The organism is Klebsiella sp. CB_Kp196, from assembly GCF_040061575.1.
In the GTDB taxonomy this organism is placed as follows: domain Bacteria; phylum Pseudomonadota; class Gammaproteobacteria; order Enterobacterales; family Enterobacteriaceae; genus Klebsiella; species Klebsiella michiganensis.
The window spans coordinates 185434-202887 of record NZ_JBEAFH010000081.1 but is presented as its reverse complement, the minus strand read 5'-3'; the positions used below and the strand labels follow the sequence as shown (position 1 = coordinate 202887).

Sequence of the window (17454 nt, the reverse complement as noted above, 5' to 3'; positions counted from 1 at the left end):
AACGCTACCCTTTGATTATTTTCTCAATTGCCATGTCTGATAACGACGAATTGCAGCAAATCGCGCACCTGCGCCGTGAGTATACCCGTGGTGGCCTGCGCCGCCACGATCTTCCCGCCGAACCTCTGGCACTCTTTGAGCGCTGGCTGCGTCAGGCCTGTGACGCAAAGCTCGCCGACCCAACGGCGATGGTTGTCGCAACCGTCGATGAAAACTCGCAGCCTTACCAGCGCATCGTGTTGCTCAAGCACTACGATGAGAAAGGCCTGGTGTTCTATACCAACCTCGGCAGCCGCAAAGCCCATCAGATTGAAAAAAATCCCCGCATCAGCCTGCTTTTCCCATGGCATATGCTGGAACGTCAGGTGATGGTTATCGGTAAAGCGGAACGCCTTTCAACGCTGGAAGTGGTGAAATATTTCCATAGCCGTCCGCGCGATAGTCAGATTGGCGCATGGGTGTCGCAGCAGTCCAGCCGTATCTCGGCGCGCGGCATCCTTGAGAGTAAGTTCCTCGAGCTTAAGCAAAAATTCCAGCAGGGCGAAGTGCCGCTGCCGAGCTTCTGGGGCGGATTCCGCGTCAGTATCGAACAGATGGAGTTCTGGCAGGGCGGCGAGCATCGTCTGCACGATCGTTTTCTCTACCAGCGGCAAAACGGCGGCTGGCAAATCGACCGACTGGCGCCATAAAGGACGCAAAAATGTTGTGTTAAGCGCTGGTGCATCGTGGCCCGGCGCTTTATTCTATACGCTTCATTTTTCAAGCTGCATCTTTGTTAGCTGCGCCTGCCTGGCTCTGTCGCTTACCTGAGTAAGTTCCCTGGGCTTTCACATGCTTGCCGCGGCGACGCAGCTTGAATAATTTTGCGTAGATATTTTTTTCGCGTCTGGCGAAAAGTCGTGTACCGGCAGAGGTGCAGTCGTTTTATAGATGGAGAATTTGATGGCAAGCAGTAACTTGATTAAACAATTGCAGGAGCGGGGGCTGATAGCCCAGGTGACGGACGAAGAAGCGTTAGCAGAGCGACTGGCGCAAGGCCCGATCGCGCTCTATTGCGGCTTCGATCCCACCGCTGACAGCTTGCATTTGGGGCATCTTGTTCCATTGTTATGCCTGAAACGCTTCCAGATGGCCGGCCATAAACCGGTTGCCCTGGTGGGCGGCGCGACCGGTCTGATTGGCGACCCGAGCTTTAAAGCCGCGGAGCGTAAACTGAACACTGAAGATACCGTGCAGGAGTGGGTAGATAAAATTCGCAAACAGGTCGCGCCTTTCCTCGACTTTGATTGCGGTGAAAATTCTGCCATTGCCGCCAATAACTACGACTGGTTTGGCAGCATGAACGTGCTGACTTTCCTGCGTGATATCGGCAAGCACTTCTCGGTAAACCAGATGATCAACAAAGAAGCGGTGAAGCAGCGTCTGAACCGCGACGACCAAGGCATCTCTTTTACCGAGTTCTCCTACAACCTGCTGCAGGGTTACGACTTTGCCTGCCTGAACAAGCTGCACGGCGTGGCGCTGCAAATCGGCGGTTCTGACCAGTGGGGCAACATTACCTCCGGTATCGACCTGACCCGTCGTCTGCACCAGAACCAGGTCTTTGGCCTGACCGTTCCGCTGATCACCAAGGCGGACGGCACGAAATTCGGTAAAACCGAAGGCGGCGCAGTGTGGCTGGATCCGAAGAAAACCAGTCCGTACAAGTTCTACCAGTTCTGGATCAACACTGCGGATGCCGACGTTTATCGCTTCCTGAAGTTCTTCACTTTTATGGACATGGCTGAAATCAATGCCCTGGAAGAAGAAGACAAAAACAGCGGTAAAGCACCGCGCGCCCAGTATGTGCTGGCCGAACAGGTGACCCGCCTGGTGCACGGTGAAGAAGGTCTGGTGGCGGCAAAACGCATTACCGAGAGCCTGTTCAACGGTAACCTGAGCGATTTGAGCGAAGCCGATTTCGAACAGCTGGCGCAGGATGGCGTGCCGATGATCGAAATGGATAAAGGCGCCGATCTGATGCAGGCGCTGGTGGATTCTGAACTGCAGCCGTCCCGCGGTCAGGCGCGTAAAACCATCGCATCCAATGCGGTGACCATCAACGGCGAAAAACAGTCCGACCCGGAATACGTATTTGTTGATGCCGACCGTCTCTTTGGTCGCTACACCTTACTGCGTCGCGGTAAGAAAAATTACTGTCTGGTCTGCTGGAAGTAATTGCGTAAAGGCAGGGGCGTGGGAAACCGCGCCCCTTATTTTTTGCTCTCAGGTAATCAAGATGAAGAATATCCTCGCCATCCAGTCCCACGTTGTGTTTGGCCATGCGGGCAACAGCGCCGCTGAATTTCCGATGCGCCGCCTTGGCGCCAACGTCTGGCCGCTTAATACCGTACAATTCTCCAACCATACCCAATACGGAAAGTGGACCGGCTGCGTGATGCCGCCAGCGCATCTGACGGAAATTGTTCAGGGGATTGCCGATATTAACCAGCTGCAGCGCTGTGACGCGGTATTAAGCGGATACCTGGGATCGGCGGAACAGGGCGAACATATTCTTGGCATCGTGCGTCAGGTGAAAAGCGCCAATCCGGCCGCGAAATATTTCTGCGATCCGGTCATGGGGCACCCTGAAAAGGGCTGTATCGTAGCGCCCGGCGTCGCGGAGTTTCATGTACGCTATGCGCTGCCGGCGAGCGATATTATTGCGCCAAACCTGGTTGAGCTGGAGATCCTCTGCGGGCATCCGGTGGCGAACGTTAACGAAGCGGTGCTGGCCGCGCGCGAGCTGATTGCACAGGGGCCGGAAGTGGTGCTGGTGAAGCATCTTTCGCGGGCCGGGCTGAGTATGGATCGTTTTGAAATGCTGCTGGTCACCGCGCAGGAAGCCTGGCACATCAGCCGTCCGCTGGTGGATTTTGGCATGCGCCAGCCGGTGGGCGTCGGCGATGTCACCAGCGGGCTGCTGCTGGTTAAGCTGCTGCAGGGCGCGGGACTGCGCGATGCGCTGGAGCACGTGACCGCCGCGGTGTATGAAATCATGCTGGCGACAAAAAATATGCAGGAGTATGAGCTACAGGTTGTGGCGGCTCAGGATCGCATCGCGCAGCCGGAGCACTACTTCAGCGCCACGCAGCTTTAAGAGGCGTGAGAACAACTTGCCCGACCTGCGTCGGGCAAGCATCGGCTTCACTTCAGCCCTTCAGCCTCGAGGGCGGCGGCTACCGCAGGCCGCGCGGCAACGCGCTTCATCCAGGCTGCAATATTGCTATAGCCTTCCATATCCAGCTTCACGGCGTACGCCCAGCGCAGCACGGTAAACAGGTAGCCATCGGCGATAGTGAAACGGTGCCCGTTAATCCACTCTTTATCTTCCAGGCATTCGTTCACGTACTGCATTTTTTTGTCCAGCAGCGCGCGAGCGACAGGTTTGTAATCCTCCGGCGTATCCGGGCGAAACAGCGGGGTAAAACCTTTATGCAGCTCCGTCGCCACGTAGTTTAGCCACTCCAGCGTCTGATAGCGGGCAATGCTTCCCACCGGCGCCAGCAGCTGGCGGTCCGGCACGCGATCGGCGATATATTGCATAATGGCCACGCCTTCCGTCAGCAGCACATCATCGTCCAGCAGCAGCGCCGGTACCTGACCCTTCGGGTTGATCTGCAGATAATCATCCCCGTTTTCGAGACGTTTTTTCATCACGTCAACGCCCTGCAGGGTGAAGTCCAGCCCGCTTTCGCGTAGCGCGATATGCGAAGCAAGAGAACAAGCGCCGGATTTGTAGAACAGTTTCATCGGTAACTCCTCGTGGCTGCGGTTTCCTGTATGTTAGTCCGCCCAGGGGTAAAAAAAAACCGCTAACAGCGCGTTAGCGGTTTAAATTTATGGGTTTTCCCGGGGAGCTTAAGCCGTAGCGGTATCGCTGGCTTTTGCCGTTTTATCGTCGTCCTGGGTCATACGGTTCAGCTTCGGCGCCGTCATGAGCATCAGGATGGCGATAATGCCGGTGGCGACACCGATATGCAGGAACACGCGACCGTAAACTTCCAGCGACATCAGCGGGTCAGTCACGTTATCCGGCACCGCCATCATGTTCGCCACGTAGCCGCCGATCAGGTTGGCGCCAGCGGTAGTCAGGAACCAGCTACCCATAATGAAGCCCATCAGGCGCTGCGGAACCAGCTGTGCCACCATCGCCAGACCCAGACCGGAAATCATCAGTTCACCGATACTCTGCAGGCCGTAGCTGATCACCAGCCAGCTGACGTTTACGATGCCCGCATCGCTGGCGAACTTAGCGCCCAGCGGCAGGACAAGGAAGGCGCCGGAGCACAGGACCATACCAATAGCAAACTTCATCGGCATCGGCAGGGTATCGCCCATCTTGTTATAAATGGCGGCCAGAATCGGGCTACCGATAATGATCCAGAAAGGGTTCAGCGCCTGGTACTGCTCAGGCTCGAAAGCGATGCCCAGCAGAGAGTGTTCAACGTTGCGAATCGCAAAGAAGTTGAGGGAGGTTGGCATCTGGCTGTACAGAACGAAGAAGATAATCGCCTGCAGCATCAGGATGAAAGCGACGATCATTTTACGACGGGCCGCGCCCTGCATCGCGAAAGCTTCTTTAGCGAAAATAACGATGATGCCCAGCGCAACCACGCCCAGCGCCATACGTGCAATACCCTGGTTGTGCAGCAGCCAGGTTGCAATCGCGATGAGAACCACCACGCCAACGATAGTCGCCAGCAGCTTGCCTATCTGCAGCGGGGCGAAGTCAGGCTTCGAGCCGTACTGTTTAACCCAGCGCTGGCAGAAAGTGAAGTTGACGATGGTGATCACCAGGCCGACAAAGCTCAGGGCGAAAGCGACGCTCCAGCCGAACTTCGCCGCCAGCCATGGCGTGGCCAGCATAGAGAAGAAAGAACCGATGTTGATGGACATGTAGTACATGGTAAATGCACCGTCCAGACGCGGGTCGTTCTTTTCATAGCAGGTTGAGAGCAGGGAAGAGGGGTTAGCCTTAAACAGGCCGTTACCGACGGCAATCGTCGCCATACCTATATATACGATGCCTGCATCGTGCCCTGACCACGCCACCAGGCCGTAGCCGATAGCCAGAACGATTGCGCCGAGCATGATGACGCGCTTAGTGCCAAGCACCTTGTCGCCCAGCCAGCCGCCAATCGCCACCAGACCGTAGACCAGCGCGCTAAAGGAGGAGAACAGAGTAATAGAGTCCGCTTCTGACATACCCAGCTGTTTAACCAGGTAAACGGCCATGATCCCTTGCAGGCCGTAGAAACCAAAACGTTCCCACAGCTCAATAGAGAAGATGAGATAGAACGAACGTGGTTGTTTGAAAGCGTTTAAACTTACGCTTTCTGTTGGTTTATTGTTTGCAGTCGACACAAATACCTCTTTTTTTACATCCCATATTAACGGGGGGTGTTCGGGGCGCAATCTTCTCAGACCGCCGCCTTTATAGTTATTCTGGAGGGAAAACGGCAGGTAATGTTCACTATCCTGCCCCTTCAGGCAATAGCTTTGCAATAATCTGTTACACATATTCCATGCGGCATAATACACCGCCTACTCAAATGTTATTCAGAGTTAAATTTCAAGGTTTAGCCAAAGGGAGAGTTTTTATCTGTTGGAATCCGAAGTTTTTCGCATAATGGCGATATGTTCGGCTGTATGCGCTTGCATCCAGTGATATAGCCCGTAATCCTAAAAATTGATGGGTTATTGTTTTGGTATTTAACTTAAGGGTATTTGAATCAGCAGGTTTGCACGCAAAAGCGTTAACATTAAATCAACAATAAATTGACCAGGTGATCTCGATCACAAATGTATAGAAATTTTGCCTCTAAAAAAAATGAATAAGCTGGCCGATGATTATATAACCGCATAATCACCCGCAACAGCGCGAAAATGATGGCGTGAATGTCGATGAAGGCGGGGGAAAAGCAGCGTCATCACCCTGATGGATAATGACGCGATGCGTGTTCAGAGATCGACCTTCTCTTTGTACTCGCAAAGGTCTTCTATCAGGCAGGAGCCGCAGCGCGGTTTGCGGGCAATACAGGTATAACGACCGTGCAGGATTAACCAGTGATGGCAGTCGACTTTAAATTCCGCTGGAACCACCTTTAACAGCTTTTCTTCGACCTGTTCAACGTTCTTACCGGGCGCAAATTGTGTCCGATTGCAAACGCGGAAGATATGCGTATCGACGGCGATTGTCGGCCAGCCGAAGGCGGTGTTGAGTACCACGTTCGCGGTTTTACGGCCGACGCCGGGAAGCGCCTCAAGGGCCGCCCGATCTTCCGGCACTTCACCATTGTGCTGCTCAAGCAGGATACGACAGGTCTTGATGACGTTTTCTGCTTTGCTGTTAAACAGGCCAATAGTCTTGATATACGACTTCACGCCCTCAACGCCCAGCGCCAGCATGGCCGCCGGCGTGTTGGCGACCGGGTAGAGTTTTGCCGTCGCTTTGTTGACGCTGACGTCGGTGGCCTGCGCCGAGAGCAGGACGGCGATCAATAATTCAAACGGCGAGTGAAAATTCAGCTCCGTGGTGGGGTGCGGGTTGTTATCCCTGAGCCTGGTGAGGATCTCCAGGCGTTTACTCTTATTCATTCCAGGCTTTTCCCGTCACATCAGACGGCGCAACGACATCGGCTTGTACCGCTTTAGCTTTGCGCTGTTTGCTACGTTCATCGATAAGGTATTTTACCGCCAACATCATGCCGAGGCCAATAAATGCCCCCGGCGGCAGCATCGCCAGCAGAAACGGCGTATCGGTATGAAATACTTCAATGCGCAGAACTTTAGCCCAGCTGCCGAGCAGGCTATCGGCACCGTCAAACAGGGTACCGTTGCCGAGAATTTCCCGCATTGAGCCGAGCACAAACATCGCGCAGGTTGCCCCCATACCGATGGAAAAACCATCCAGCGCCGACAGCGCCGGGCCTTTTTTCGCGGCAAAGGCCTCAGCGCGCCCAACCACGATACAGTTGGTGACAATCAGCGGGATAAAGATCCCCAGAGACTGATAGAGGCCGAACGCGTAGGCGTTGATCAGCATCTGCACGACGCTCACCACCGAAGCGATGATCATGACGTAAATCGGAATACGGATTTCCGCCGGCGTCCAGCGGCGCAGGCTGGAAATAGTCAGGTTCGTCAGGGTGAGCACCAGCGTCGTCGCCAGCCCAAGGCCAAGGGCGTTGGTGGCGGTCGAGGTCACGGCGAGTAGGGGACACATCCCCAGCAGCTGAACCAGCGCGGAGTTGTTTTTCCACAACCCCTGAACAATAACGTCTTTTACTTCGCTCATGATTTAGTCTCCACAGGGAGTGAATGCGGAAATCTGCGCGGGCAGCGTTTGTGCGTACAGGCCGGCGCGCTTGACGGCATTGACCACCGCGCGCGGGGTAATGGTGGCCCCGGTAAACTGGTCGAAGTCGCCGCCGTCTTTTTTCACGGCCCAGTGGCTGTCGTTTTGCCCATGAATCACTTTACCGGCAAAGAGGGTGATCCAGTCGGAAATTCTGAGTTCGATTTTATCGCCCAGCCCCGGCGTCTCATGATGTTCGGTGACGCGGGTACCCAGCACGGTACCTTTAAAATCGGCGGCCACCAGCAGCTGAATGGCCCCGGAATAGCCGTCCGGTGCGGTGGCTTCCATCACCGCAGCCACCGGTTTTTCGCCATCCTGAGCGATCCAAACCTTGTGCTGGCCTTTTCCCAGCGCCGGGGCGGTAACTTGATAACAGCTTTTCAGCAAGTCGTTGTTATAAAGATTAGCCGGCATAACCTGGTCAAATAAGGCTTTTTGCTGCTGGGCAGCCTGGTCTTCAATGGTGCTTTTGGTCAGCTCGTTAATCGCGGCCGTCAGCCCGGTAGACCCCGCCGCAAAGAGGGCCAGCGTGATGCCGTGTTTACGCATGCTTTGTAACATGTTCGGGTCCTCAGCGGTGGCCGTACGCGCGCGGGCGCGTATAGTAATCGATCAAGGGAACGGTAATATTGGCCAGCAGAACGGCAAAGGCCACGCCATCCGGATAGCCGCCAAAGCTGCGAATTAGCCATACCAGTAATCCCGCCAGCGCGCCGAAGATCAGGCGTCCGCGATTGGTGGTGGAGGCGGTTACCGGATCCGTCAGAATAAAGAACGCGCCCAGCATGGTGGCGCCGGACAGCAGATGAATCTGCGGCGAGGCGAGGCTTTCCGGGGAGAACAGCCATCCGAGGGTAGCGCAAACGGCAAGGCTCAGCAGAAAACTGACCGGAATATGCCAGCGAATGGCTTTCTGCCATAACAGGAACAGACCACCCGCCAGATACGCCACGTTAACCCACTGCCAGCCGAGGCCGGCGAGCGCGCCGCCGTAGACAGGATACTGGAGAATCTCTTCAACCGCGTGACCGGCATGAAGCGAGGTTTTGAAGGTATCCAGCGGCGTGGCCTGGCTGATACCGTCAATGCCCATTCGCAGGCTGTTCATGTCTCCACTGCTCGCCGTATGGCCTGTGAAAATCATCCGCAGCGCGTCGCTAAATCCGGGAACATTGGCGGCTATCTCATGCGGCGGGAGCCACGAAGTCATCTGGACCGGGAAGGAGATGAGCAGGACGACATAGCCGATCATCGCCGGGTTAAAAGGATTATGACCCAGACCACCGTAGAGCTGTTTAGCGATGATCACCGCGAACGCGGTCCCCAGCACCACCATCCACCAGGGAGCAAAAGGCGGAATACTGATGGCCAGCAGCAGGCCGGTCAGCAGCGCGGAGTTATCGGCGAGGATCGCGGGAATATTTTGTTTGCGCAGTTTAAGGATGGCCGCTTCGGCTCCCCACGCCGTGATGGCGGCAAGGATAATTTGCAGCACGGTACCCCAGCCGAAAAACCAGGTCTGAACCGCGATGCCGGGCACGGCGGCGAGCAGCACCAGCAGCATAATCCGCGAAGTCTGGCGCTGATTGTGGGTATAAGGGGAACTTGCGATTCTGAAAACCATTTAATCCTCGTTAACTGCCTGCCGGGATGCTTTCCGGGCCTGAACGCGGGCGATTGCTTCAGCGACTGCCGCTTTGCGGGCGTCATCATTGGCTGCCGACGGGGGAACTGCTTGTTGCTGTTGTTCTGCTTTACGCGCTTTAGCCCGGGCGATGGCGGCATCAACGGCGGCCTTGCGCGGGTCAACGGCGGCGGGCTGCTCCGCTGGGGCGTCTTCTGCCGGAGCGGCCTGCTGTTGGGCTTTACGCGCTTTGGCGCGGGCGATGGCGGCCTCGACGGCGGCTTTGCGCGGGTCACTGGCGGCGGGCTGCTCTGCTGGAGCGTCTTCCGCAGGAACCGCCTGCTGTTCGACTTTGCGCGCTTTGGCTCGGGCGATGGCGGCCTCTACGGCGGCTTTGCGCGGGTCAACGGCGGCGTCAGATGACGGCCCGGCGACGTTGCTTTGTGCCTGTTGCTGAGCTTTGCGTGCCCGGGCCTCGGCCTTGCGGGCTTCGCGGGCGGCAATGGCTTCGCTGTTATCCGGTTTGGCGCCGGAGAGCACGATAATCGGCTGCGCCGCGTCACGCTGCTTTTCCCGTACCCGGGCAAGGGCGGCGTTAATCGCGTCCTGATCTTTCGCCGCGGGCTGGGCCGCGGCCTGCTTATGCCGTTCAAGACGCGCGGCTTTATCGCGCTCAAGACGCGCCTGACGGGCCTCAAAGCGTAATTTCGCCTCCGCCGCGCGTTTCTCTTCCTGAGCAAGCGCGTAAATCTCCGCTTTTTCCTGGCGGAAGTACTGCACCAGCGGGATATTGCTTGGGCAGACCCAGGCGCAGGCGCCGCACTCAATGCAATCCGCCAGGTTATGGCTGGTGGCTTTGTCGTGCTGCTGGCCTTTGCTGAACCAATAAAGCTGCTGCGGCAGAAGATCTGCCGGGCAGGCGTCCGCGCAGGCGCTGCAGCGGATGCAGCCTTTTTCCTCTTCCGGCTCGCCCATTTCGCTCGCCGACGGCGCCAGCAGGCAGTTGGTGATTTTCACGACCGGCACGTCGAGCCACGGCAGGGTGAAGCCCATCAGCGGCCCGCCCATAATTACCATAGGATCGCCGCTCGGACAGAAACCGGCATCGTTGAGCAGATGGCTGACCGGAGTGCCGAGGCGCGCCCAGACGTTGCCCGGACGCGAGATCGCTTCCCCGGTCAGGGTGACGACGCGCTCGGTCAGCGGCTCGCCGTCGATTACCGCGCGTTTCACCGCATAGGCGGTGCCGACGTTCTGCATCAGCACGCCGATGTCAGAGGAGCGTCCGCCGTGAGGCACCTGCTTGCCGGTGAGGATCTGCGTCAGCTGTTTCGCGCCGCCGGAGGGATATTTCGTGGGGATCACGCGCAGGGAAATACCGTGCGTGTCGGCTAATACCGCGCGCAGCATCGAAATCGCCTGCGGTTTATTATCCTCGATGCCGATCAGTACCTGAGCTGGCTGCAGAATATGGGCAAGGATGCGAATACCCTCGACGATCTGCGCCGCGCAATCCTGCATCAGACGGTCGTCGGCGGTAATATAGGGTTCGCACTCGGCGGCGTTGATAATGAGTGTGTCGATTTTGTCGCCGCCGCCGCGCAGCTTGGCGCCGGTCGGGAAACCCGCGCCGCCCAGTCCGGCCACGCCAAACTGGTGAATACGCTCAATCAGCGCTTCGCGGGATTTATTCTGGTAATCGTTCCAGCCATCGCGTTCAATCCAGCGGTCTTCGCCATCGGCATCAATAATCACGCTCATTTCGGCCAGCGCGGAAGGGTGGGCGGTAGAGTGGGGAGCAATGGCCGCCACCGTACCGGACGTCGGGGCGTGCACCGGCAGCATTCTGCCCCAGCCGCGCGTTAACGGCTGGCCGCGCAGGACGCGATCGCCAGGCTGAACGCAGAGCTCACCTTCCGCGCCAATATGCTGTTTTAGCGGAATGACAAAACGCTGCGGCAGCGAAACCTGACGCAGCGGGGTACCGTTGGACTGGGTTTTCATTTCTGGCGGATGGATGCCGCCGTTGAAGTCCCAGACTTTATCTTTGCGAAAAGCGGAAAATAACTTAAACATGTTGTTCCACGGGAATAATGCGTACCGGGATGGTCTGAAGATCCCATTTCCAGGTTTCTGTCGTCGGCGCCACCGGGCGCAGTTCAATACATTGTGTCGGACAAGGCGCGACGCAAAGATTACAGCCGGTACAGAGATCGCTCATCACCGTATGCATGGCGCGCGTGGCGCCGACGATGGCATCGACGGGACAGGCCTGAATGCATTTTGTGCAGCCGATGCAGTTCGCCTCGTCGATCACCGCCAGCATTTGCGCCGGTTCGGCTTCCTGCGCATCGCCGTCTGTCGGCTGCGGATCGACGTTCAATAGCTCAGCGATTTTCAGCATCACCGCTTCGCCGCCGGGGGCGCAGCAGTTGATTTTCTCGCCCTGGGTCCCCACCGCTTCAGCGTAGGGACGACAGCCAGGGTAGCCGCACTGGCCGCACTGGCTCTGCGGAAGCAGGGCATCAATTTTTTCCACCACCGGGTCATCTTCCACCTCAAAGCGGCGGGAGGCGTACCCCAGAATTAAGCCGAAAATTAGCCCCAGCAGGCTAATGGCGACCACGGCTATCCAGACAGCGTTCATTACAACTTCACCAAACCACTAAAGCCCATAAAAGCAAGGGACATTAAACCTGCGGTGACCAGTGCAATCGCGTTACCGCGAAACGGCGCGGGAACATCCGCTACCACCAGCCGCTCGCGAATGGAGGCGAAAAGCACCATAACCAGCGAAAAACCGACCGCGGCGGCAAAACCGTACAGCGCCGATTGCAGGAAATTATGCCCAAGGTTAATGTTGAGCAGCGCCACGCCGAGCACCGCGCAGTTGGTGGTGATCAGCGGCAGGAAGATGCCCAGCAGGCGATACAGCGCCGGGCTGGTTTTACGCACGACCATTTCGGTAAACTGCACCACCACGGCGATGACCAGGATAAAGGCCAGCGTACGTAAATAGACCAGATCCAGCGGGATAAGGATCCAGGTATCAATTAACCAGGCGCAAATAGAGGCCAGCGTCATCACAAACGTGGTGGCGAGCCCCATCCCCATAGCGGCTTCCAGCTTTTTGGAAACCCCCATAAACGGGCACAGTCCAAGAAACTTCACCAGCACGAAGTTGTTAACCAGGACAGTGCCAACAAAGAGCAGTAAATAATCAGCCATCATTCGACCTGAAATAGAAAAAGCCGTCTATTATCGAATAAATCGATACCGGCGACAACAGGTTAACTGTGTGGTTATTACGGATTCACAAAGGTCCGCTTAACCCGTTGAGAACGCCTGAAATAGGGCGCAAGCAGCGCTGCGGCGAGGAGAGGGAAAAGCAGCTGGCGCAGCGCGAGCGCGTCGGAAATCGGGGAAAAGGCAAAGGCTTTTACCGCCAGCAGAAGCGTGATCAGCAGCCAGATAATGTAGTGCTTCGGTACCCCTTTCCGCCGTTTAAAGAAGGCGATGGTCAACCACAGCGTGTAGTACCACATGGCGATCGCAAACGCTAAGGAGGCGATCCACAGAGCGAGATGTTCGATACTCATCGCGCTCAGCAATGTGTAAGTCTGGGAAGACATCAGGGCATCAGCAAAAAACAGCAGCGACAATGAGGCGCTAAGCAGGGCTACAAGGAGCCATGCCAGCGGTGCCAGAAGCCATCCGCCAATACGTTCCACAGAGTCAGAAGACATTATTACTCCAAAATTCAACGCCAGTTATAAATAAAAGCAGGGCGGAAGTATAAGCAACTGGCGTGAATGATGACAGTCTTTATTGCACGTAGCGCCAGACGGACTTGGGCACTTCGCCGATGTTGAACAATTTGCCGCCAGAAACCAGCTCCGCCCGGCGATGGTCGGCCGCGCGATACATGTTGACGATCTCTTCGTTATCGGTCAGGGAATAGTTAAGGTGATCAAAAAGTTTTTCCAGACTTTCAAGCGAACTGATTTTACGAAATTTTAATAAGTAGTCCTGAACGGTCATTTGCGTATCCATTTTATAATCGGAATAAATTAAGTTGAATATACCCATACTGAGTAAACCTGTTCTCAACCGGCAGTTCCTTTCTAAGATAAACTGTATGCAATTATTTCGGTTGTAAATACCGGTGACAAGAACAGATGATGTTTCCGGCCTGGTAAAAAGAAATTTAAGAGTATTCCAGAACTGAATCAGGCGCCGGAAGGCGCCTGGGAGAGAAGATTAACGCTGTTCGCCTCGGCTGGCAATAACGTTTTGGTACCAGAAAAAACTCTTTTTCCGTTTACGCGCCAGATTTTGCTGGTGATCGACATAAACGAATCCGTATTGTTTTTTATAACCGTTCAGCCAGCTCAAAAGATCAATAAAGGACCAGGGGTAGTAGCCGCGCACGTCGGCGCCCTGTTCCAGCGCTTTTTCAAGCGCGGTAATGTGGCTACTGAGATAGTCAATCCGCGGGTCGTCGACGATTTCGCCATTGATAATCGGGTCTATTGCCCCCAGGCCGTTTTCGGTGATGTAGATCGGAATATCACCGTAGCGCGCTTTAATCATCATGATCCCGTCGGTTAAGCCCTGAGGCCAAATTTCCCAGCCCCATTCGGTATAGGTGCTTTGCGGGTTGCGCACGAAGTGGAAGAGCCCATCCACGCCCGGCTCGCCGCCGGTCGGTACTTCAGGAGGCTGCGCCGACACGGTTTCACGGCGATAGTAGTTCAGGCCGATAAAGTCACAGCGGTTGTCACGCAGCAGCGCGTCGTCTCCCGGTTCAAAGACCGGAACCCCCCACAGCGCCCGGGTCTGCTGCAGTAGCTCTTCGGGATAGCCGCCTTTTAATACCGGATCGTAGAGCCAGTGGGTATGGATGGCGTCCGCCATCTCTGTCGCCCGCTTATCTTCCTCACTGTCGGTTAATGCGGTGTGCGGCTGCAGCACGTTGACAAACCCTATCTCCCCCGCCACGCCCATTTCACGAAACGCTTTCACGGCCAGCGCATGGGCGATAAAGACGTGATGGCAGGCCTGAATGGCGCGCGCCGGATCGCGCACCGCAGGAGGATGGAGGCCGTTAATGTAACCGTGGCCGATAAAGACGATAGTCTCGTTAAAGGTTGCCCACAGTTTGACCCGGGAGCCAAAACGTTGATAGCACAGGCGAGCGTACTCAGCGAAGGCTTCCGCGGTACTGCGCGCCTCCCAGCCGCCTTCATCCTGCAGCGCCTGGGGAAGATCCCAGTGGTACAGGGTAATCATCGGTTCAATGTTATGCGCCAGCAGTTCGTCAATCAGGTCGCTGTAGAATTGGACGCCAGCCTCGTTCACTTCACCGCGGCCGCCAGGCAGCAGGCGGGGCCAGGAAATAGAAAAGCGATAGCTTTGCAAACCCATTTCCGCCATCAGCGCTACGTCTTCGCGAAAACGATGGTAGTGGTCAACGGCGACGTCACCGGTCGTCCCCTGATAGGTGGTGCCCGGAAGGTGAGAATAAATATCCCAGATAGAAGGGCCTTTGCCGTCGGCATCGTGACCGCCTTCAACCTGCCAGGCCGCTGTCGCGGCGCCCCATAAAAAGTGTTGCGGGAATTTGGACATGAAGAAACTCCTTATCGATTGATAAAGAGAGTGTAATAAAGGCGTATGCAACTATGCAACCGGTTTCAGAAACCGGTTGCATAGTTGCGAAGCGGGTCACTGTTTATTTCGACAGCGGCTTCGTCTGAACAGCATCAACGGCAGGCGGGGACTGGTAGTTATCAATATGATGAGCGATAACTAAAAGCAGGGCCGAAACGCCCAAAACAATCCAGCCAATAAGTTCTACAATACGGTTAAAAACGTTTTCCATAACTCTACGGCAAATGGTGAAACCAGACTGAAATGGTACTCAACGACTGAAGTAACGCAAGTGTTACATGATCTTAGCTGCGCAAATGGCGTAAAGCTGAGCAACCGGTGCAGGGGCAAACGCGTCGAAGATGCGTTCAGAATCGCGGTGTTAGTGCGGCTGCGACATTTCGTTAAGGGGGCAGAAAAATGAGTGACCCTATCCGGGTAGGTTTAATCGGGTACGGCTATGCGAGCAAAACCTTTCATGCGCCGCTGGTCAGCGGTACGCCGGGGATGACGCTGGCGGCGGTCTCGAGCAGCGATGAAACGAAAGTGCTGGCCGACTGGCCTGCGGTGAAGGTGGTGACCGCACCGCAGGCGCTCTTTAGCGACCCCGATATCGATCTGGTGGTGATCCCCACGCCCAATGATACCCATTTCCCGCTGGCGAAAGCTGCGCTGGAAGCGGGCAAGCATGTAGTGGTGGATAAACCGTTTACCGTGACACTGTCACAGGCTCGCGAGCTTGAGGCCATTGCCAAAAGCGAGGGGCGACTGCTGTCCGTGTTCCATAACCGCCGCTGGGACAGCGATTTTCTGACGGTGAAGTCGCTGATTAACGAAGGCCTGTTAGGGGAAGTCGGCTATTTTGAGTCGCATTTCGACCGCTATCGACCGCAGGTACGGCAACGCTGGCGCGAGCAAGGTGGGCCGGGCAGCGGCATCTGGTACGATCTTGCCCCGCATCTGCTGGACCAGGTGGTAAATCTCTTCGGTCTGCCGGTGAGTATGCAGGTCGACCTGGCTCAGCTACGGCCTGGCTCCCAGTCCACAGACTATTTTCATGCGGTGTTGGCCTGGCCGCAGCGTCGCGTGGTGCTGCACGGAACCCTGGTGGCCGCGGCGGAAACGGCGCGCTTTATCATCCACGGTTCGCGGGGAAGCTATGTGAAATACGGCCTTGATCCGCAGGAAGAACGGCTGAAAAGCGGCGAGCGCCTGCCGCAGGAGGATTGGGGGTATGATATGCGCGACGGGCTGCTGACGCGTGCCGAAGGCGAGGAAATCACCGAGGAGTCGTGGCTGACGCTACCGGGCAACTATCCGGCCTATTACGCCGCCATTCGCGATGCGCTTAATGGCATCGGCGTTAACCCGGTTCCGGCAAGCCAGGCGATTCAGATTATGGAGCTGATTGAGCTTGGGCTGGAGTCGGCCAGGCATCGGGCGACGCTGTGCCTGAATTAGGCCGACCTGACGAAACGCGCTGGCCAGGCGCTGATTGAGCTTCCCCCCGTGCTGGCACGGGGGAGAAACATCAAGCCTGCTGCACGCGCTGGATCAGCGCCGCTTTTTCCTGGGCGCTTAAAAAGGCGAGCTCCAGACCGTTTCTCTGCGCCTGGCGAATTTGCTCGCGGCTTAAACCGGCAGCCGGGGCGGCGACGGTGTATTCGTGGATAATATCGACGCCCTGAACGGCAGGGTCGTCGGTATTGATGCAGGCCAGCACGCCGTGTTCAAGGAATGTTTTCAGCGGATGCTCGGCCAGGGATGGCACGGTGCTGGTCTGAATATTAGAGGTCAGGCAGGACTCAATCCCGATTCGCTGCGCGGCGAGATAATCCATCAGCGCCGGATCCTGCACCGCCTTCACGCCGTGGCCGATACGCTCGGCGCCCAGTTCGCGAATCGCCTGCCAGATGCTTTCCGGGCCAGCGGCTTCGCCCGCATGTACGGTGATGCGCCAGCCCGCATCGCGCGCGCGGCTGAAGTGATCCATAAACAGATTTCCCGGGAAGCCGAGCTCATCCCCGGCGAGGTCGAGGGCGGTGATGCCATCGCGATGGGCGAGCAGGGCCGCAAGCTCCTCTTCGCAGGCCGCTTCGCCAAAGGTGCGGCTCAGAATGCCGATCAGGCGGGCCTCAACGTTAAAGTCGCGGCTGCCTTCTTTAACGCCAGCGATCACCGCTTCGACTACGCCCGCGACCGGCAGCTGGTGGGTCATCGCCATATAGCGCGGAGAGAAACGCAGTTCAACGTAGTGCAGGCCGTTGCGAGCGGCATCTTCGAGGTTTTCATAAGCGACGCGGCGGCAGGCTTCCAGCGAGGCCAGTACCTTTACGCCCCAGTCCAGCTTAGCGAGGAAGCTGACCAGATCAGGCTCATTGCTGGTGACCTGTACATGAGGACGTAAGGTGTCGAGGGTGTCTGCCGGAAGGGCGAGGTTGTACTGGCGGCCAAGATCGAGAATGGTTTGGGCCCGGATATTACCATCAAGGTGGCGATGGATGTCGGTTAATGGCAAAGTTAAATCAATCATGGTCGCACTCTTTTTTTAGTTAAAGTGCGCGTCATTGTACATCAGAACGATAAATGGTTAAAAGCGGAGAAAATTACCGAACAATACAAGGGAAAACGGTGAGGGAAGGGAAGATTGCCCTCTCAAAGGGAGCAATGACGAAATCGCTCATAGCAAAACGCTATTAATCATAGACAATCAGTATTTAATTTCGCGCCCGAGATTTTCTATAGTCTCAGGCGCTGGTTTTCCTGCAATGAATGG

The 17454-nt window shown here is 56.4% G+C and carries 18 protein-coding genes; 4 read left to right on the top strand and 14 right to left on the bottom strand.

Features of this window, described 5'->3' with window-relative positions:
• Window positions 1-32 precede the first annotated feature (32 nt).
• The 3 genes from pdxH (at window position 33) to pdxY (ending at window position 3139) form a co-directional block, all read left to right on the top strand.
• Window positions 33-689 carry a pyridoxamine 5'-phosphate oxidase gene (pdxH, locus tag ABLU87_RS27510; protein WP_004851446.1) on the top strand — a complete coding sequence of 219 codons (657 nt, stop codon included), beginning with the start codon at window positions 33-35 and terminating at the stop codon, window positions 687-689.
• A gap of 253 nt (window positions 690-942) precedes the next feature.
• On the top strand, window positions 943-2217 hold the full coding sequence (gene tyrS, locus ABLU87_RS27505; protein ID WP_004851444.1) for a tyrosine--tRNA ligase: 1275 nt from the start codon (window positions 943-945) through the stop codon (window positions 2215-2217).
• 61 nt (window positions 2218-2278) lie between these two features.
• Window positions 2279-3139 carry a pyridoxal kinase PdxY gene (gene pdxY / locus ABLU87_RS27500; protein WP_009654806.1) on the top strand — a complete coding sequence of 287 codons (861 nt, stop codon included), beginning with the start codon at window positions 2279-2281 and terminating at the stop codon, window positions 3137-3139.
• Window positions 3140-3186: 47 nt separating this feature from the next.
• Here pdxY and gstA read toward each other — a convergent pair whose 3' ends face one another.
• The 13 genes from gstA to blr all read right to left on the bottom strand — a co-directional run bounded on the left by gstA (window position 3187) and on the right by blr (window position 14910).
• Window positions 3187-3792: a glutathione transferase GstA gene (gstA, locus tag ABLU87_RS27495; protein WP_004851441.1), complete on the bottom strand. Its 606-nt coding sequence runs from the start codon at window positions 3790-3792 to the stop codon at window positions 3187-3189.
• Window positions 3793-3900: 108 nt separating this feature from the next.
• Entirely contained in the window at window positions 3901-5406 is a 1506-nt protein-coding gene (gene dtpA, locus ABLU87_RS27490; protein ID WP_032748929.1) for a dipeptide/tripeptide permease DtpA, read from the bottom strand.
• 597 nt (window positions 5407-6003) lie between these two features.
• Entirely contained in the window at window positions 6004-6639 is a 636-nt protein-coding gene (gene nth / locus ABLU87_RS27485; protein ID WP_004851438.1) for an endonuclease III, read from the bottom strand.
• A complete protein-coding gene (locus ABLU87_RS27480) occupies window positions 6632-7339 on the bottom strand; it encodes an electron transport complex subunit E (protein WP_004851436.1) in 708 nt (235 codons plus the stop codon). Before ABLU87_RS27480 ends, nth begins: the two co-directional genes overlap by 8 nt.
• Before the next feature lie 3 nt (window positions 7340-7342).
• Window positions 7343-7963 (bottom strand): electron transport complex subunit RsxG, encoded by a 621-nt coding sequence (gene rsxG / locus ABLU87_RS27475; protein WP_004851434.1) that lies wholly within the window; start codon window positions 7961-7963, stop codon window positions 7343-7345.
• A gap of 10 nt (window positions 7964-7973) precedes the next feature.
• Window positions 7974-9026 carry an electron transport complex subunit RsxD gene (rsxD, locus tag ABLU87_RS27470; RefSeq protein ID WP_025105828.1) on the bottom strand — a complete coding sequence of 351 codons (1053 nt, stop codon included), beginning with the start codon at window positions 9024-9026 and terminating at the stop codon, window positions 7974-7976.
• Window positions 9027-11102, bottom strand: a complete 2076-nt coding sequence (gene rsxC / locus ABLU87_RS27465; RefSeq protein ID WP_196942018.1) for an electron transport complex subunit RsxC — start codon at window positions 11100-11102, stop codon at window positions 9027-9029.
• Window positions 11095-11673 carry an electron transport complex subunit RsxB gene (gene rsxB / locus ABLU87_RS27460; RefSeq protein ID WP_122117970.1) on the bottom strand — a complete coding sequence of 193 codons (579 nt, stop codon included), beginning with the start codon at window positions 11671-11673 and terminating at the stop codon, window positions 11095-11097. The genes rsxC and rsxB overlap by 8 nt, the downstream gene beginning before the upstream one ends.
• The gene (rsxA, locus tag ABLU87_RS27455; RefSeq protein WP_004102633.1) at window positions 11673-12254 is read right to left on the bottom strand and encodes an electron transport complex subunit RsxA; all 582 of its coding nucleotides are present in this window, start codon (window positions 12252-12254) and stop codon (window positions 11673-11675) included. Before rsxA ends, rsxB begins: the two co-directional genes overlap by 1 nt.
• 77 nt (window positions 12255-12331) lie before the next feature.
• Window positions 12332-12772 (bottom strand): DUF2569 domain-containing protein, encoded by a 441-nt coding sequence (locus ABLU87_RS27450; RefSeq protein ID WP_004851426.1) that lies wholly within the window; start codon window positions 12770-12772, stop codon window positions 12332-12334.
• 79 nt (window positions 12773-12851) lie between these two features.
• Window positions 12852-13067 carry a transcription modulator YdgT gene (ydgT, locus tag ABLU87_RS27445; protein ID WP_004134363.1) on the bottom strand — a complete coding sequence of 72 codons (216 nt, stop codon included), beginning with the start codon at window positions 13065-13067 and terminating at the stop codon, window positions 12852-12854.
• 219 nt (window positions 13068-13286) lie between these two features.
• The gene (locus tag ABLU87_RS27440) at window positions 13287-14657 is read right to left on the bottom strand and encodes a GH1 family beta-glucosidase (protein WP_025105825.1); all 1371 of its coding nucleotides are present in this window, start codon (window positions 14655-14657) and stop codon (window positions 13287-13289) included.
• A 103-nt stretch (window positions 14658-14760) separates the two neighbouring features.
• Window positions 14761-14910 (bottom strand): division septum protein Blr, encoded by a 150-nt coding sequence (blr, locus tag ABLU87_RS27435; RefSeq protein WP_014229585.1) that lies wholly within the window; start codon window positions 14908-14910, stop codon window positions 14761-14763.
• Between the two features lie 188 nt (window positions 14911-15098).
• On the opposite strand from blr, the gene ABLU87_RS27430 reads away from it, so the two are divergent.
• Window positions 15099-16139, top strand: coding sequence for an oxidoreductase (locus tag ABLU87_RS27430; RefSeq protein ID WP_014838658.1), 1041 nt, complete (start codon window positions 15099-15101; stop codon window positions 16137-16139).
• Window positions 16140-16209: 70 nt separating this feature from the next.
• On the opposite strand, the gene add is transcribed toward ABLU87_RS27430, so the two are convergent.
• A complete protein-coding gene (gene add / locus ABLU87_RS27425; RefSeq protein ID WP_025105823.1) occupies window positions 16210-17211 on the bottom strand; it encodes an adenosine deaminase in 1002 nt (333 codons plus the stop codon).
• Window positions 17212-17454: the final 243 nt, after the last annotated feature.